This window comes from Lysinibacillus sp. 2017 (assembly GCF_003073375.1).
Lineage (GTDB): Bacteria > Bacillota > Bacilli > Bacillales_A > Planococcaceae > Solibacillus.
The window spans coordinates 2182308-2199516 of sequence record NZ_CP029002.1; the positions used below are offsets into that span (position 1 = coordinate 2182308).

General features: G+C 35.1%; 13 protein-coding genes and 1 pseudogene. 4 read left to right on the forward strand and 10 right to left on the reverse strand.

The features are described 5' to 3' along the window. Nucleotides 1-11: 11 nt before the first annotated feature. The 5 genes from DCE79_RS10560 to DCE79_RS10580 all read right to left on the reverse strand — a co-directional run bounded on the left by DCE79_RS10560 (nt 12) and on the right by DCE79_RS10580 (nt 5831). Entirely contained in the window at nt 12-878 is an 867-nt protein-coding gene (locus DCE79_RS10560; RefSeq protein ID WP_199912322.1) for a carbohydrate ABC transporter permease, read from the reverse strand. Between the two features lie 42 nt (nt 879-920). Beyond that, a complete protein-coding gene (locus DCE79_RS10565; protein ID WP_108713019.1) occupies nt 921-1796 on the reverse strand; it encodes a carbohydrate ABC transporter permease in 876 nt (291 codons plus the stop codon). A 212-nt stretch (nt 1797-2008) separates the two neighbouring features. Then, nucleotides 2009-3325, reverse strand: a complete 1317-nt coding sequence (locus DCE79_RS10570; protein ID WP_108713020.1) for an extracellular solute-binding protein — start codon at nt 3323-3325, stop codon at nt 2009-2011. Between the two features lie 65 nt (nt 3326-3390). Further along, nucleotides 3391-4125, reverse strand: coding sequence for a response regulator transcription factor (locus DCE79_RS10575; protein WP_108713021.1), 735 nt, complete (start codon nt 4123-4125; stop codon nt 3391-3393). Then, on the reverse strand, nt 4122-5831 hold the full coding sequence (locus DCE79_RS10580; protein ID WP_108713022.1) for a sensor histidine kinase: 1710 nt from the start codon (nt 5829-5831) through the stop codon (nt 4122-4124). The genes DCE79_RS10575 and DCE79_RS10580 overlap by 4 nt, the downstream gene beginning before the upstream one ends. Before the next feature lie 36 nt (nt 5832-5867). On the opposite strand from DCE79_RS10580, the gene DCE79_RS10585 reads away from it, so the two are divergent. Together DCE79_RS10585 and DCE79_RS10590 are read left to right on the forward strand one after the other, a co-directional pair. Next, nucleotides 5868-6764: a PucR family transcriptional regulator gene (locus DCE79_RS10585; RefSeq protein ID WP_108713023.1), complete on the forward strand. Its 897-nt coding sequence runs from the start codon at nt 5868-5870 to the stop codon at nt 6762-6764. Nucleotides 6765-6812: 48 nt separating this feature from the next. Further along, a complete protein-coding gene (locus DCE79_RS10590; RefSeq protein ID WP_108713024.1) occupies nt 6813-7913 on the forward strand; it encodes an ABC transporter ATP-binding protein in 1101 nt (366 codons plus the stop codon). A gap of 141 nt (nt 7914-8054) precedes the next feature. Here the strand turns inward: DCE79_RS10590 and DCE79_RS10595 are convergent, their stop codons facing one another. From DCE79_RS10595 to DCE79_RS10615, 5 genes and pseudogenes are all read right to left on the reverse strand, one after another. Next, nucleotides 8055-13832 (reverse strand): NPCBM/NEW2 domain-containing protein, encoded by a 5778-nt coding sequence (locus DCE79_RS10595; protein WP_108713025.1) that lies wholly within the window; start codon nt 13830-13832, stop codon nt 8055-8057. A 429-nt stretch (nt 13833-14261) separates the two neighbouring features. Beyond that, a pseudogene (locus DCE79_RS18985) lies at nt 14262-14590 on the reverse strand (GNAT family N-acetyltransferase). 233 nt (nt 14591-14823) lie between these two features. Beyond that, entirely contained in the window at nt 14824-15120 is a 297-nt protein-coding gene (locus tag DCE79_RS10605) for a hypothetical protein (protein WP_108713026.1), read from the reverse strand. 35 nt (nt 15121-15155) lie between these two features. Continuing rightward, nucleotides 15156-15506 (reverse strand): Fe3+-siderophore ABC transporter permease, encoded by a 351-nt coding sequence (locus DCE79_RS10610; protein WP_108713027.1) that lies wholly within the window; start codon nt 15504-15506, stop codon nt 15156-15158. Then, on the reverse strand, nt 15503-16042 hold the full coding sequence (locus tag DCE79_RS10615; protein ID WP_108713028.1) for a GNAT family N-acetyltransferase: 540 nt from the start codon (nt 16040-16042) through the stop codon (nt 15503-15505). Before DCE79_RS10615 ends, DCE79_RS10610 begins: the two co-directional genes overlap by 4 nt. Before the next feature lie 358 nt (nt 16043-16400). Between DCE79_RS10615 and DCE79_RS10620 the strand changes: the two genes are divergently transcribed. Continuing rightward, nucleotides 16401-16598 carry a helix-turn-helix transcriptional regulator gene (locus DCE79_RS10620; RefSeq protein WP_108713029.1) on the forward strand — a complete coding sequence of 66 codons (198 nt, stop codon included), beginning with the start codon at nt 16401-16403 and terminating at the stop codon, nt 16596-16598. Then, nucleotides 16595-17062: a hypothetical protein gene (locus DCE79_RS10625; protein WP_108713030.1), complete on the forward strand. Its 468-nt coding sequence runs from the start codon at nt 16595-16597 to the stop codon at nt 17060-17062. Before DCE79_RS10620 ends, DCE79_RS10625 begins: the two co-directional genes overlap by 4 nt. Nucleotides 17063-17209 lie beyond the last annotated feature (147 nt).

The window sequence follows — 17209 nt, forward strand, 5'->3', positions numbered from 1 at the left end:
ATAATTCCTCCTTAGCCTTTTACAGAACCTGCAGCAATCCCTTCAACGATACGATCACTTAAAACAAGGAAGATAATCAATATTGGAATAATACTAAACATTAGCGTTGCACCAATAGCACCCCAATCTGTCGAGTACTGCCCAATAAAGTTTTGTATACCTACTGTCAGTGTTTTCAGTTCATCTGAGCTAATAAATGTATTTACGAAAACAAATTCGTTCCAGTTGTAAATCATATTAATGATCGATGCCGTAGCAATTACCGGAGCTGTCATTGGCAATGTAATTCGGAAAAATATTTGATGGATAGACGCACCATCTATAATGGCTGCTTCCTCAATTTCATGTGATAATGCTTCGTAAAATCCTAGTAAAATCATTATCGTAACGGGCATATTAAATGCCGTATAAGACAAGATTAATGAAAGCGGATGATTGATCAACCCAATGGCTGTGTACGTATTAAACAATGGAATAAGCGTAGAGTGAATAGGAATCATCAGCCCTAGCATAAAGAGACCTAGTACAAGCTTATGTCCTCTCCATTGCAAACGCGTAATCGCAAAGGTAACCATACTCGCTAATAAAATTGTTAAAATAACCGCTGAAACTGTGTAAAAAATACTGTTAAAAAAGTATGTTGCTATATTTCCTTCTGTCCATACTTTAATGTAGTTTTCAAAACGTAATTCCTGCGGTAATGCAAGTGGTGATAAATTAAAAATTTCATAGTTGTTTTTCAAAGAAAATAGCGCAAGCCAATAGATAGGAAATAGCTGGATAATGGCAATACCAATCAATATGACATAAAGTACGCCCTTTCCAATTCTTTGCATAAAGCTGTGCTCTGACGTCTTCTTCGCTACTACTTCTGGCATTTTTAGTTTTTCATTTAACATATCCATAGCTGTTCATCCTCTCTAATAAAGATCCTTATCAGCGATAGTCAAACGTTGGATTATGAATGTCGCCACCAGGCAAATGACTAATAAGAAGAAACCAATCGCACTACCATAGCCAAAATCAAATTTATTAAAGGCCGTATTATACATATATGAGGCCATTACTTCACTTGAACCGCTTGGCCCACCGCCTGTCATAATGTAAATTAAATCGAAATATTTCAACGATCCAACTGCAGCTAGTACGATGGTTACCTTCACAACGTTCATAATTAACGGTAACTTAATTTTAAGTGCAATTTGGAATGAAGATGCGCCATCGATACGCGCTGCTTCAACAAGAGATTCCGGAACATTTTTTAACGCAGCATAATAAATAAGAATATAAAAACCTGCATATTGCCAAATTGTTGGCACAATGATTGCATAAAGCGCTAAATTTGCATCGCCAAGCCATGCAGGTGTATTTTCGAAACCAAGTTTCATTAAAAACATATTAAGCATTCCGTTCGATGGATTGTAAATTTTCATCCAAAGTTGTGCAATCGCAACAGAAGCCAGTAACATAGGAATCAAATAAATTTTGCGTAGTAGATTCGCTCCCTTAATGCGGCTTGCTAAAACGAATGAAATCGTTAAGTAAAATATAAGGCTAATAATTGAAGCCCCTGCTAAAATAAGCGAATGATAGGCACTACTCCAAAACTTTGAATCTTGTAACAATGCTAAATAGTTTTCAAGCCCGACAAATGTTTTTTGACCAATTCCATTCCATTCCATTAAGCCAAAATAGCCCGTTTGTACAATAGGTATATAAACAATACCCAGCAGTAAGAGTAACGCTGGTCCGACATATATCAACAAATCAAGTTTCGAAGCTTTCAATCGATTCATAGGTATCACTCCTTTTGAAAATAGGACATATCAATAATTGATATGTCCTAATAAATTTATCCCGCATTAACGGGCAGTAAGACTCCCACCTTAGTTCTTAAGAAGAACGAAAAGCATAGGTGGGAGGGAGATCAACTGCCCATAAAAGCCCGATTGGTTCAACTAACTATCCGTGGGGATGAGGCAAAACCCCCACTGATTGAAGTTTCACTTTATTTAGCAGACTTGAGCGATTGTTCTGTTTGCTTCGTAAAGTCAGCAGGTGTTATATCTCCACTAACTAATGACTGCAATAAATTATAATGTGTGTCTGCTGCTGAAGCAGGCATTTGTACATCAGCAAATAGTGTAATATTTTTTGCTTTGTTTAAATCATTTAAAACGTCAATATTCATTTGTGGTAAATCAAGTGAAGACGTATCTACCTTTGTAGCTGGAATTACGCCCGCTTTAGTGAACGATTGTTTACCCCATTCTTCGATAAAGTAACGAACGAATTCTTTTGATTCGTCTTTTACCTTTGAATTTTCAGAAACGAATAGACCAACACCTGGTCCACCGATCCAGCTATCTGCTGCACCCGCGCCACTCTCGTAATTAGGGAAATTAAAGTATCCAATTCGATCTTTAAATTCTTGTGTTGTTTCATCACTCGTTGTGAAATTCGGTAATTCCCAACTACCCATTAGATACATGGCTGCCGTTTCATTTAAAAATTCAACTTTTGCTTCGTCATTTGATAAACCATTTGTCCCTTTACTAAAAGCACCTAATGCAGCTAATTCTTTGAAATCTGCCGCTGCTTGTTCTAAATCATCGTTTTCAAATGATACTTCTTGTGCAATTGCTTCAGAAATAAGTGTTGAGCCACCCAGACGATCTGCTAAGTACATATACCATAGCGAGCCTGTCCACCCCTCTTTATTTCCAAGTGCAATTGGTGTTACACCACTTGATTTTAATGTTTTTACAACATTTACAAATTCAGCGTATGTTGTCGGTACTTCTAAACCATTCTTTTTGAAAATTTCTTTGTTGTAGTAAACTGGTGCAATATTTAACTCGATTGGTAGACCATATGTCTTGTCATCAAAGGCATATGCTTCTGTTGTACCACCAACGAATTGGTCTTTTAAATTATCTTTTGCTAATACGTCAGACAAGTCTGCCATTAAACCACCTTCAACGAATGGTTTTAAATAACCAGCTGCCCATGTCACCCCTACATCAGGCAATTCGTTTGATGAAGAAAGAACTTTGATTTTATCTTTGTATTGCTCATTTTCTAAATACTCTACTTGAATTTTTACACCTGGATTGTCATCCTCATACTTTTTAACAACCGATTCAACAATTTGATTTTGCGTTTTTGAACTACCCGGTGGCCAAATATGCATGAATTTTACAACCTTGTTTCCATCCCCACTAACTGAACTATCACTACTCGAAGAACTACATCCACCTAATACTAATAGTGCCCCAACTATACTAGCTAAGAAAAATGTATGCGCTTTCTTAAACCTTTTCATTATAATCTCCCCCCCATATGTGATTAAGATTATAATATCAAAAATAAGAGACTGAAAATTCCAAATTATTTAGGATAAACCCCATTATCTTTGGAATGTCTTTGTTTTCGGTATTGATTTGGTGTAATCTTCTCATACTCTTTAAAAATTTGGATGAAATACTTAGAAGTTTTGTAGCCTACTCGAATTGAAATTTCTTCAATTGAGTAATTGTGCTCTAATAATAATTTCTTTGCTTCTTTAATACGGTAATTCGTGAGGTATTGCAAAAAATTCACACCAACAGATTGCTTAAAAAGAGAGCTAAAATAACTCGTATTAAGGTGTACAATCTCAGATAATTCTTGTAACGTTAGGGGTTCATTAAAATGTGTATGAATATAATTTAACGCTTGTTGAATACTGGCGTGATCCGCGCTTGGTATAATCTTCACGTGCTTTATACTTTGATCAATCACTTCTAATAATGCTTCCCTTGAAACAGGCTTTATCAAATACTTTTCGACATGCAAATCGATTGCTTGCTGCGCATAAGAAAAGTCAGCATGTGCCGATAAAATAATCACAATTAAATCCGGTTGTTTTTGTCGTAGCTTTTTTAAGAATGTGAGGCCGTCAATTTCAGGAAGCTGAATATCAAGAATTAATACGTGTATAGGTGCAAGCTGGAAATACTCATTAGCTTCATAAACATCGGCTGCTGTATAAACAGTGATGGCTTGTCTATTTTTTTCAATCATATTTTTTAGACTTTTTCGAACAATCGCTTCATCTTCAATAATTAATAACTGAATTGTCATGAGTATTTTTCCTCCTTAGGTAAAATAAGTGACACTTTAGTACCTTCAGTTTCATCGCTTTTGAAGTACAGTGAATCTGCAACATTTTCTGAATAATGAATAGCGAGTCGCAACCGAATATTATGAATGCCGATATGATTCATGCCCGTTGGAATATCTGTCACTTTATTTAAATTTTCTAGCGTAGTTGCAGGCATCCCTTTCCCATTATCTTGAATGATAATCGATAATAAGTGCGGCCCTTTTGAACAAATTTTTATATCTATAATCCCTTTTGTGCGTTGTGGCTCAATCCCATGAATAATCGCATTCTCAATAAATGGCTGCAATATTAGTTTGGGAATCTGAACGGATTTAAGTTCCGGTTCACATTGAATACGCCATGTTAAACGGTCATCTAAACGCATCTTCATCAAATTTAAATAATGCTCAACTTGCTCCAATTCCTGTTCAAGAGTAACAACATCTGTGACCGTTGTTGAAGCGCTAACACTATATTTAAACAGGGCAGACATGGATAACACATAATCCGCAAGCTCGTCCTTGCCATCATCGATCAATTTCCAATAAAATGTATTTAATGTATTGTATAAGAAATGCGGATTGATTTGAGATTGTAATGCTTTCAATTCTGCTTGCTGTTGAAGTAGTTGCTTTTCATATACCTCTTCAATAAGCCTTTCGATATCAGTAATAAATTGATTGTAGGTATGATGTAAGGTATGCATTTCAAGAGAGCTGTTCGTTTCTTCAATATGTAGCAGCTGCCTTTTTGGTCCCTTACGCATCGCCTCGATAAGCTGTTTTAATGGCGATGTGATATAGGATGCAATAATCCAAGACAATAAAAAGCCCAGCACGACACCAATTAGCGCAATACCAACTAAAAATAACTGAATCTTTTGTATTTTTAAATTATAACTTTCCATTGATTGTGCAACATAGATTGTCCACTCAGTTCGTGGTGACACACTTTTAACGACATAAAATGGCTCGTCGTCGATGGAGATTTTCCCTTCATCCGTAAGCAATACGTTAGACGAATTTTTCCCTGTAAGAAACTGTTTTGAATGGTCAAAGATTTGAATAAAGTTATCGGTATCACCAAACTGCGTATCGAAATATTCATTTGAAAGTTTCAATACTAGAAACCCACTATTTTCATAGGAGTGGTTCATTAATCTTATGACTTTAATCGCATAAGAATACCTATGACTTTTCGAATCCTGCCCTACCCATATAAGTTGTCCTTTTGCATCTAAAGCCTTTTGAATCGATTGATCATCGATAATCACCGTTAAATCTTGGGAGGCCGGAAACAATCCCGTTCCGTCTAATGCATAAAAACGGTAATCTGAAATACTCTCAACATAAGGATAGTAACGATTTAACGTTCGCTTAAAAGTCTGCGCTTGTAGGCTTGCCATATCAGGGTGACTTAACAATTGATACATTAAATTTTGAATATCCTCATCGGTTGAAACTTGTGACGCAATCATACTTACCTGTGAATACTTTGCATCAATTGCGCTGTTTAATTCGACGCTCGTTTGTTCTAACTGCGCTTGTACAATTTCATCATAAACAGAAGAAAATTTATTATATCCGATTAAAGTAACCGCACTAATAATGACGAGGGACACGACTGAAAATAGTAAAAACATTTGATTATGTAACGTATTATACTTTTTTATAAATGCTCTCATTACATCATTCCTTTAGTCAAAGTGGAGGGAAAAACAATGAATTATAAATTGTTATTTGAAACATTTCCGCAATTAACCGATTATCGAACAGATACCGCCAATAAGTTTATCTTTCAAAGTGAGTATGGTTTATTAGAAGTGCCCAAAAGTCAATTAACCGAGCAAGAACGTACAGTGCTGTCGATCTTCTTGAAACCCCTACCTGAATATTTTGATATGCAACATCTTTGGATGCGTTTTTTTACAGATGAATCCATACAACCGCCCGAAGATATTCATCATTTTCAATTATTAAAAGTGGTCTTTTTAGAACCTTTTCATAAAATTAATGACTTGCAACATGTTTTGGAGTCTATTGCAGGTTGCTTTTGCTATATATTACCATTTGATGAACTAACATATGGTGTTTTACTAGTAAATGGTGAAGAATTTATAAATTTTACGCCGTTTATTGCGTTGATTGAAGATGATTTTAAAACATCTTTCACCATAATGACAACCCCTCTTGAACAAAAAGATAGATTGCGAGAAAGCTATCAATTGCTGCAAAGCATTCCAAATGAAATATGCCATTCCGATCGAAAAGTGGTTTTTGAACTCGACGAAATGATTTTAACGAAAATGCTAACAGCTACCCTTGACCGTGAAAGAGAACAATTCGTTTCCATCATCCTAAAAGAATCGGTTGCTGAAAGAACTCTATTAGAAACGGTTGAATGTTATATACAACATATTTGTAATTTTAGTCAAACAGCGAAAGCACTCTATATTCATCGAAATACGCTTCAAAAGCGACTGGAACGTTTTGAAGAATTAAGTGGCAGAAATTTAAAAAGTAGTGATGACCTTCTAAAAATAAGCATTGCTTTAAAATTGTACAAAATGCACACTCACTCATATGAAAGAGTGGCAGAAACTCCTCTAGGCACATAATGTAATTTGAATTACGCTTAATCTATCTTAATAAGGGAGTTGAAGAGAATGGCAGAAATTCGTTTAGAACATATTTATAAAATTTACGATAAAGAAAATGAAGCTGTGAAAGATTTCAATTTGCATATTAATGACAAAGAATTTATTGTTTTTGTAGGACCTTCTGGTTGTGGGAAATCTACAACATTACGTATGATTGCAGGGCTTGAAGAGATTTCAAAAGGTGAACTCTATATTGACGATCAACTTATGAATAATGTAGAACCTAAAAATAGAGATATAGCGATGGTTTTCCAAAGTTATGCGCTTTATCCACATATGACGGTTTTTGAAAATATGGCCTTTGGATTAAAGCTTGCCAAAGTACCCAAACAAGAAATTGAGCGTCGTGTAAATGAGGCTGCTGTAATATTAGGCCTTGAGCCGTATTTAAAGAGAAAACCAAAAGCCTTATCTGGCGGACAACGGCAACGTGTAGCACTAGGTCGCGCTATTGTACGTAAAGCAAAAGTATTTTTAATGGATGAGCCATTATCCAATCTCGATGCAAAATTACGTGTACAAATGCGTGCAGAAATCCAAAAATTACATCGAAATATAAACACGACAACCATTTATGTAACGCATGACCAAACAGAAGCTATGACAATGGCCACTCGTATCGTTGTTATGAAAGACGGGGTTATTCAACAAATTGGGACACCTGAAGAAGTATATACAAACCCTAATAATGTTTTTGTAGGGAGCTTTATTGGCTCACCCGCAATGAACTTCTTCAATGCTAGAATTTCTGGTCAGCATTTTGTAATCGGCGACCATAAAGTTGCGATTCCGCAAGCGTACCTACACGTATTAAAAAATGGGACGGAAACAATTGTTGGGATTCGCCCTGAACATATTATAGTTGGACAAACTAGCGAAAATACCTTCCCTTCTGCAATTGAAGTTAAGGAATCACTAGGTGCAGAATCTTATATTCATAGTACAGTAAATGGACAAAGCTTTATTACGAAGGTTTCAGGAGATACATCTTTCACGGTAGGTAAAGAATATAACTTTTCTTTCCAACCGGACAAATTACATTTCTTCGATAGTGTTTCAGAACAAGCCATTCCTAGTGAATCCGTGAAATTAGTTCAAACAATTTAAAATTTTGGATATAATCTATGTTTTATCATAAACCTTCAATAGCAAAAACATAACGGCTTGAGCATTAATTTAATGTCTCAAGCCGTTTCAATTCGTTTTATTGTATTGTTGTTTAATCGCTCGCGGGGATGTCTAACGTTTTTATTTATTGTTAATCAGGTAGCGTAACATTACGGTACTTTCTTCAATTTTATAAGAAAGTCCTAACCAATAAAGTCCTTTTTCTTCATTCGTAAGATCGATTGTGAACAATTCTGGGTGTTCATCCAATCCTTTTACGTCTACCTCTTTCGATTCTTGAATGATTGTGTTACTAAATACAACTGAAACAGGTTTAACTTTCAGACCATCTATCCCTCTCACAATGTTTTCTATCTCTATTACTGAACCTTTCATTTCTCCCATTTCAACAAATTGAGGATTGGCATTCAGTGTCATTAATTTACGTAACCCTTTTAATGTAGAGAAATCTGTTATTTCATTTGCCGAAATAGTGAGTGTCTCTAAATTTTTTGCGTATTGTAAACCTTCTAGAGATCGTATTCCTTGTGATTCACTTGTTAAAGTTGTTAGGTTTTGCATATCCCCTAGCGTAATATCACCATTTATACCTAATGTTGTTTTAATAGCATTACTTAAAGCGGCATCTGAAATTGCAATGACTTGATTAAAATCAATTGCTACTAGACCTAGCTTTGCTGCATTTAATGCGGTTAATGCTTCATCGACTTCTGTTTGGGAAGCATTTATATCTGCTAAAACTGCATTTGCATTTGTGATGGCATTTTGTAAAGCTTCCACACTAGCTTCCGTGTAACTTTCTAAATCCTCTGCTTGAGCAATTTCTATACTAGATGCAAGATCATCCGTATATACACGATTTGCATTGGCAAAGTGTAATTTTGCGTCACCCCATGTTGCATGGTCAGAGCCATTTCCATTACCGCCGTCTGTCACAACTAATTTAAGTTCCTTTGCTCCAGCTAGATTGACTTCAACGAATTTATGAGCAGCTTTTGATGCCATTAAACCGCTGTCAAATTGCTTCACGCCATCGACGTATACTTGGAACACGACAGACCCTACGCTGTTATACATTTGTCGGTCAACGCCAACAAACGACGTAAAGTAAGCGGCATCTTTATCCGTTAAATCATACACGATTGTAGAGTTAGAATGCGCGCCAATCCCTTTTTCATATACGACTTCACTACCATTGTCATTCGTTAATTTTAAACGGTTATTACTTATTGCTTTATCTTTTATTGGAGCGGCATAACTATTTTGAGTCGAACTCCAATCAAAATCTGAAAGGTAGTTATAATCTCCCATATTTACAACAGCAATCGTTCTCGTTTTTGTTACGGTATTGCCATCATGATCTATTACTGTGTAGGTTATTTCATATTTCCCTGGTTTGTTAAAGTTTACTTTATCAATACCTGTCACGTTTACTTGAGAAGTTAAGTCGCCATCTTCGGCATCAACTGCTGTGTACGCCACATTTACATTAATTGGCTCTCCTACTTTCGTTGCAACTGATTGAGGAATCGAAAGTTCTGGGAGTCCATTCGAGAAATAGAACTTCGCATCTGCAAAAGCGGCATGGTCAGAACCGTTATACCCACCATCATTCGCAATCAGTTTTAACTCTTTTACACCTTTTACAGGAATACGCACGAATTTTGCTTCTGTGTTATATTTCATAACCCCGCTATTATAAACTTCTTGTCCATCAGCTAGTACTTTGAACGTTACACTTGATGTAGCATTTTCAGCGATACTTCTCTCGATACCTACGAATGTTTCAAAGTAATCAAAGTTTTCTCCTTCAAGGTCGTATACAATTTCAGAGTTTGCATGTGTTCCGATACCTTTTTCAAATTCCTTTGTTTCCCCGTTAACGAGTAATTTAATTATATCGCCTGCTGAAGCCTTATCTTTATTTACTTTGTTCCAAGCTGTGGTAGCAGACTTCCAATCGATATCAGTCGCAAACGTTGTATCACTATATACATAGACTTCCTTCGATGTAGTTACGGTATTGCCATCGTTATCTGTGACAGCATAATCCACTTGATATAAGCCTGATTTATTCGGCGTATAGCCGTTTACCGTTACTTTCACCGCGCTAAGTAAGTCGCCATCTTCGGCATCAAACGCATTTACACCTTTTAGAAGATCAAAGTCACTGTTTAATTTCACCATTGCAAAATCTTCTGCGACAGTTAAAACTGGCTTACTTTCGTTTTTCGTAAACTTAGCATCTGCCCAAACGGTATGGTCAGCCGCATTCCCATTAATTCCAGCATCCGTTGTGATCAGTTTTACTTCTTTGGCACCCGTTACAGGCACTTTAACAAAATTACTTTCTGTGCTTGATTCAACTACATCACTCACATATTGCTTTTCGCCATCAACCCAAACTTCAAATGTTGCTGATGACTTACTACCTTTCATCGCTTGGTCGATTCCGATGTAACTTTCAAAGAAATCAAAGCCTTTATCCTCGATGTTAAACACGACTTCTGATGCAGCATGTGCTCCGATTCCTTTAGCATACGTCGTTTCAAGACCTTGTCTCATAAGTCCAATTATCCCACCAGATGGCGATTTATCTTTCTGGTAACCACCCCACGCAATCTTTGCAGTTACAGGGCTAATATCTGAAGCGTATTCAAAGTCACTTACTACAGTAACTTCTGTCGTTTTTGTTTCCGTACTTCCGTTATGATTGATTGTATAAACAATCTTATAAGTACCTTTTTTATTGGTATCCACATTTGATGTAACGGTAACGTCTTGTGTAATATCCGTTCCTTGATAGTCAACTGCCTTTACATAATCCATTGGGTCAAATTCTTGTTGTAATTTAAGTGTTAACTGATTTTCGATAGAAAGTGCTGGTTGGAAAGCCTTAACTCCAACACGTTTTAAACTATTCAGCTTTTTGTCATACGCAATTACTTCATACGTATAGTTTTCGTTTACATCAACATTTTGATCGACAAACGTTGCAGTTGAAGTAAAGCCAATTACTTTCCCATTACGAATAATTTCATAGCCTAGTAAAGCATTTGTATTGTCCTTGTCCATATCCAGCATTAACGTATTTTTTCGTTTTTCTTCGTTACGCATGATATTGATATCGACCAAAGCACTTGCCTTAAAGCCCGTCCCTTCATAACCAATTACACTATTATTTAAATACCACAATTTTTTAGGTGCGGCATACTTGCTAACTACCGCTTTCGTTTCATCACTTACCGTAAATCCATGTCGGGCGAAATAACTGCTTAAATCTTGCTGTAATACTTCTGAAGATAATTCAATTAAATATTTTTGCTTGGACAAATCTCCGTTTGTAAGCGATAGGTTTCTTTCTCTATAGAGCTTATTTAATTCTGCCCAGTAGCCAGGGTGTGCTAATTCAAGCTGCCAAAACGCCCCGAGTCCTCCGAAATAACCTGTATTTTCTCTTGAAACTTTATTTTCCTCAATTAAATAGCCATACATTGTTTCATACGGAATGCGCGTATCGATTGAATGATAATCCACTGACATCCCCATCGATACCATGTTATTTGTAACTTCGCCATATTCTCGTACACCAACAGCCATGCGATGTCCTATTTCGTGGGTTAACCCCCACCCAGGGTATGTTTTACTAAAATCATTAAACATTAAAGGAACAGTACCTCTTTGAATACCTGTATGATTTCCTGCGGCGTACATTGCGCCATATGGTTGCATTAAACGAATATTTTCTCGAATCAATTTTGAATCATGTATTTCGCTGCTGCCATCTAATCCAGAGAATTCGAATAATTTATTTATCCACACATCATAACCATTTACTGTACCCATTGGATCATTATTTTTTGTAATATATGCGTCATATGCTTGTGAAGCTGTACCTGTGAAAATAATACGGTCACTCACGATTTCAACTACATCGATTAATTCGCGGTCTAACACATCCGGATGTTCTGCATTATCTGCATTTAAACGGTTATGATAGTCTGTTAAAAATACTTTAAATGCTTGTGGATCTGTACCTTTTTTGAAAATCGGGAATCTTTCTCCCCCTTCAAATCTAATAACGGGAGCTTTCTTTTGCTGTTCAGATGTGTACGGATTGACGATATAGATGGGTCCGCCTTGCGTCACATTTCCTGTGTAAATTTTTGGAACTGTAAATTCGTTTTTACCTTGCTTTAAACTAATCGTGTTTGTCCACGCATTCCAGCTACCTTCCTGTTGTGTGAAGACTAGTTGTGGTAATGGCCCACCAGCATCTGCATCTACATATACCGTAATCTTCTCACCAGCTCTTGCTACAATTCCAGTTGGCTGGTTATTTGTTCCATATGACATTTTCAGCTTTTGTTGCGCATGACTAACCATATTCCCGTGCTGTTCGGCTTCAATAATTCTTCCTTCGGTAACAAGCTCACCTTTTACAATCTGTTTCGCTAGCTCAATGGCCTCTTTATACGTTTCATATAAAGGATGCGACTTAACTTCTGCTTCTAGCGCATTGATTTTATCCAATGTATCGTATGTTGATACGACCTTACTCATTGTAGTATCTGTAAAGAGACGGTTCATCTTATCTTGGATCTCATCTTCTTTGTAGAATGCTAATTCAGATAATGTTGCCCAGTTTTGATTGGACTTTTTAAATACAAACTTCACACGCTTAAATGTTGTCGGTTCGAATTTAGCTTCCACTAATCCGGCTACCATTGTTTGCTTACCAGTTGCTACTAGCTGATATGTATCTCCTTGTGATGTTTGAGAAGCGTAGATTTCAAACTCTTCTGCAAACCCTTTACGGTCAGATGCTCTTGCTCCAAACATCACACGATCTAATGTAACGGCTTCTTTGAATGCTACTTCCACTTCATTTGAAAAACTAGCACTATTCGCTTTGTTTGTTTCCCAATATGTATCTAATTTGCCGTCAACGGCGTTTTCGATAACAGCACTGCTATAGTGACCTGCATTGTTATGTATACTTTTGATATTGTCATAGTCCATTCTAAATTGCTCAGCATACTGTGCATTTGCATAATGACTAAATGTGTTCGTTACCGCTGTAGTTGCTTCTATGTTTTGCTGATTTACTAATGCTTTAGCATTTTCGATATCCTCTTTAAATTGTTCATATAGAGGATGTGCTTTCACATTATTTTCAAGCTTATTTAATGCTTCTAGCGAATTAAAATCATCGGATATTTTACTTTTTGTGCTATCCGTAAATAAATTAGCCATTTGATCCGTTACTAAATCTTCTTTATAAAAACTAAATTCACCCGCACTTGCCCAGTTCTGATTGGCTTTTTTAAATACAAATTTAAGTCGCTTAAACTCTTTACGGTTAAATTTAATTTCAATGACATCTCCAACAGAGCCTTTATATTCACCTTCCGTTACTAAAGTAAAATCATCGCTTCCATCTGTAGTAGAACCATATACTTCAAATTCCTGAGCATAGCCTTTACCACCTGGACGCGCTGCATAAACGATGCGATTTAAATCCGTTAATTCATTGAAAGTAAACACCACTTCATTTGTAAACGTGTCACTATTAGGTTTTCCTGTCTCCCAGTGGGTAGTTAAATTTTCATCGATTGCATATTTAAGATACGACTTAGAATACACCCCACCATTGTTTTCGATCGATTTAATATTCGTATTATCCATTTTGAAAACTTCATTGTATGCACTTAAAATGTCTTTCCCTTGCAAACTAAATTTACTCACGAAAGCTTTAGATGATGTGTTGACCTGCTCTTCGATTGCTAGATTCACTACATTTTGACCTGGTACCTCTTCAGCCAACACATTAAATGGAACACTCACAATGTTAATAGCCATAGCTGCTGCTGTTGCAATTGACAATACTTTTTTCAAAATACATTACCTCCTGTTGAATGATATTTAAATTTAAGAAGTCACAAAATAGAAGTTGCTCAATTACCTGAACCTCTATTTTGAAGCGTAATTATAAATATACAAATAAATGAATAGTTCAAAAATATACTATATATAGAAAAATATTAAATTCAACATATTTCTACGTAAAAAATCCATTAAATAGTAATAAAGGTCAATAAGATATAAGTTACCAATATTTTAAAATGACTTTGTACCTTTTTTTGAAACTTGTCGTTTTGTACTTTTAAACTATAAAAAGGTTGCACGGTATATTATTACCGTACAACCTTTTCGAACTCTTATTCTTCTATTTTCGTAGCTTTCTGGTGTATTCCTAAACTTTCATTTAGGAAAATCGCGATCCTAAGCAGCCCTCCCCATTTAATAAAATGGCGGATCGATTCCCTAACTTTTATTTGAAACTATTATACTTTTGCTAAAACCTGTACTTTTTCCTAAGTATCCTAAATTTTTATAAAAGTTATGTGCAGCGATTCGTTCTTCTCTATTCCCACTGTTTAATGTAATTGCTACACAATGGTTCTTTTTTGCCCAGTCCTCAACTGCTAACATAAGACTTTGTCCAATATTTTTCCTTCGATAGTTTCATGAACTACTAGTGCTAAAACTCTTACATACGGCCCATCAAATTCATATGCAGTTTGCTTACACATTCCTACAAAACCGACTAACTCACCGTTTATTTCGGCAACGAATGTTTCATAATCCGGCAAACCTAAAATTTTATTAAATCTTTCTTGAATAATAATACCTTTGGGCCTAATGCCATTATTACAAAGAGCTACGTTTATCCTTCATATTGGGATAAGTGTAGCTCTTTTTGTCAAAGATTCATAAAACTTAATTGAAATAAAAAACGTCTCCAAATATTTTATATTTTTAGCCGAAGTAGAATAGAACTAGAAAAATAAATGACGTATTACAACACAAAATTAACTTGTATACTTTATAAATCTTCTAATACTTTTTTAGGTAAAATCTTTGACCAAATAGTAACAATGAGCCACAATCCAAAAGCTAAAATAATTAAGAAAATAAATGTTTCAATTAACCCATTTAATTCAAACGTTTTAATTGCTGTCAGAAGCTTTGAAGCAGTCCAAAAAATTATGAATAAAGACATTACATATATTAGGGATGTATAAATTTTTTCACCAAAAGAAAGTTTAGCGAATAGTTCCTTTTTTTGTTTAATTCGCCATATTATTAATACAATAACAAGCATTAAAACGATTGACGTCATAAGATACCTCCTACTTTTTAAAACCGATAGTTCTTCTAGGTAACCATAAATCCATAAGCTGCTATTCCTAAGACCCCTAATAAAATAAGTACAGCACTTTTTATAAAATTAGTTTTTCCTTTTTTCCAGTTTACAATACTAGTAGTAAACCAACTAGTAAATACCATAGTTACACCAATATGCTGAAGCAATCCAATCGCTAGGATAATTCCAGAAAGTGATAGCAAAAAGCCTATAATTAGCAATCCCACACATAAAAATGTTAACGGACTTTTAAACTCAGTTTTAAGCTTCTGTCGTTCTTCCTTATCCATTTTAAAATATGTATTTGTAACAAGGATAATCGGTATAACCCATAATAAGATAACAAATAAAACCTGTATCATTTCGCATCCCCTAATCTATTGCACAAGGATTCTGTTATTTTTCTATCTAACTTTTTAATCGCCAACATCGAATTATCCTGAATGATGCCAGTATCTACAAAACCAAATGATGCGTATAATGTTTTAGCTATGACATTACTTGTATGATAAAAGAGGGTTACAAATTCTGCTTCCCCATCTGGCATGTTTTCAATATCCGCCAACATTTTTTCAAAAGCAAGTTTGCCAAATCCTTTTCCTTGGTAAATTTTATCAATCATATTATGCCAAATGAAATAACTCTTCTTACCATAGAAAACTTCATTTTCAAATGACTCATGATCCATCGTATCGTAAATATACATCAAAAATCCAACCATAATATCATCAGCATAAATGGCTAGTGGAGTCGCTGGTATACCGTCTGCGTTCAACATATGAGCGTCTGCAAAGCTTCTGAGGTTAGTAGTTTCTATAAAGTCTTTCTGGTTTTCCCCAACTTCAAGTACTATTACTTCATCTATGTTATCCCCAGTTATCTTTCGTAATTCAATCATTTTTTTATCTCCTCTCCTAAGACAAACCACTTCCACACAAAATATTCACCAATGCTAACTCTTTTTCATCTGCAATAAATTTCTATGTAACCAAATCCACTTTTCATCTCACACCTAAATATTAACATAAATATCCATTTTTAAATTAAAATCATTTGAGAAAATGGCCCTATTACAGAAAGACACCTACATTATTCAAGAGACTATTGATGGCTTTTTTAGTGGCTCAAACATTCATTAGGAACGTTATTTCGGTTACTCCTGCTTTAAAATTGCAATATATATGTTGCTTAATTGCAATATATACATTACAATTAACCTGATTGTAATACCGAATATGAATTAGGAGAGAAAATGAATGAAAAATAAAGTTAAGTCACGACGTTCAGTTTTGCATATAACACAGGATGAACTTGCTAAACAGACGGGCGTCACGCGTCAAACCATTGGATTAATAGAAAATAACAAATTTAATCCTTCACTAACACTATGTATTGCAATCGCTAAAGCGTTAAATCAAACACTAAATGACTTATTTTGGGAGGAAGAATTATGAAGAATTCAGTAATTTTCTTTTTTTTACCGTCAGATGAGTATAAGCAAAATAAAATCAAAGACTTTTTCAGTGAAGCTTTACTGCTATTAATTTTAATCAATGTACTTTATTTCATTTCAGCGAAATTTTATAATGAAGTTCAAATAAGCAATCCACTATTTGCTTTTATAAATATCTTAATCCCTATAATCTATATTTTAATGCGTTACATTTTATCAGGCATTGAATATACATCAATCTTCACAAGTACAGATTACTCAAAGGCAAACAAACGTTTAATAAAAAATGCAATTAAGTTTTTCGTTGTATTTGCAGCAATAACATTAATTATCAAGGGTCTACCATCTACTTCTAAAGAGACTATTGAATTATTTGGAATTGCTATAATCTCTGCAATTATACTTTTTTCCATAAATTGGTTATCCCTAAAATTATCTTATAAGAAGAATAAAAATATTGGGTAAACCAGATATTATTCTTTTCAATTCCAAGCACCGCCGCATTTCGATTCATCTACATTCTTAGCGTTTTAAATCCGCATTTTTCTGAAACTACTCTCAATATAATTATCCTTTCTACTGCTTTCTTCATTATGATGCAGGAAAGTAGTA

What these genes read in the sequence shown, in the direction of transcription:
- DCE79_RS10615 (WP_108713028.1), bottom strand. Translation starts at nt 16,042, where the DNA reads ATGATTGAATTACGAAAGATAACTGGGGATAACATAGATGAAGTAATA.
- DCE79_RS10570 (WP_108713020.1), bottom strand. Translation starts at nt 3,325, where the DNA reads ATGAAAAGGTTTAAGAAAGCGCATACATTTTTCTTAGCTAGTATAGTT.
- DCE79_RS10565 (WP_108713019.1), bottom strand. Translation starts at nt 1,796, where the DNA reads ATGAATCGATTGAAAGCTTCGAAACTTGATTTGTTGATATATGTCGGA.
- DCE79_RS10610 (WP_108713027.1), bottom strand. Translation starts at nt 15,506, where the DNA reads ATGATACAGGTTTTATTTGTTATCTTATTATGGGTTATACCGATTATC.
- DCE79_RS10560 (WP_199912322.1), bottom strand. Translation starts at nt 878, where the DNA reads ATGCCAGAAGTAGTAGCGAAGAAGACGTCAGAGCACAGCTTTATGCAA.
- DCE79_RS10625 (WP_108713030.1), top strand. Translation starts at nt 16,595, where the DNA reads ATGAAGAATTCAGTAATTTTCTTTTTTTTACCGTCAGATGAGTATAAG.
- DCE79_RS10620 (WP_108713029.1), top strand. Translation starts at nt 16,401, where the DNA reads ATGAAAAATAAAGTTAAGTCACGACGTTCAGTTTTGCATATAACACAG.
- DCE79_RS10575 (WP_108713021.1), bottom strand. Translation starts at nt 4,125, where the DNA reads ATGACAATTCAGTTATTAATTATTGAAGATGAAGCGATTGTTCGAAAA.
- DCE79_RS10585 (WP_108713023.1), top strand. Translation starts at nt 5,868, where the DNA reads ATGAATTATAAATTGTTATTTGAAACATTTCCGCAATTAACCGATTAT.
- DCE79_RS10605 (WP_108713026.1), bottom strand. Translation starts at nt 15,120, where the DNA reads ATGACGTCAATCGTTTTAATGCTTGTTATTGTATTAATAATATGGCGA.
- DCE79_RS10580 (WP_108713022.1), bottom strand. Translation starts at nt 5,831, where the DNA reads ATGAGAGCATTTATAAAAAAGTATAATACGTTACATAATCAAATGTTT.
- DCE79_RS10590 (WP_108713024.1), top strand. Translation starts at nt 6,813, where the DNA reads ATGGCAGAAATTCGTTTAGAACATATTTATAAAATTTACGATAAAGAA.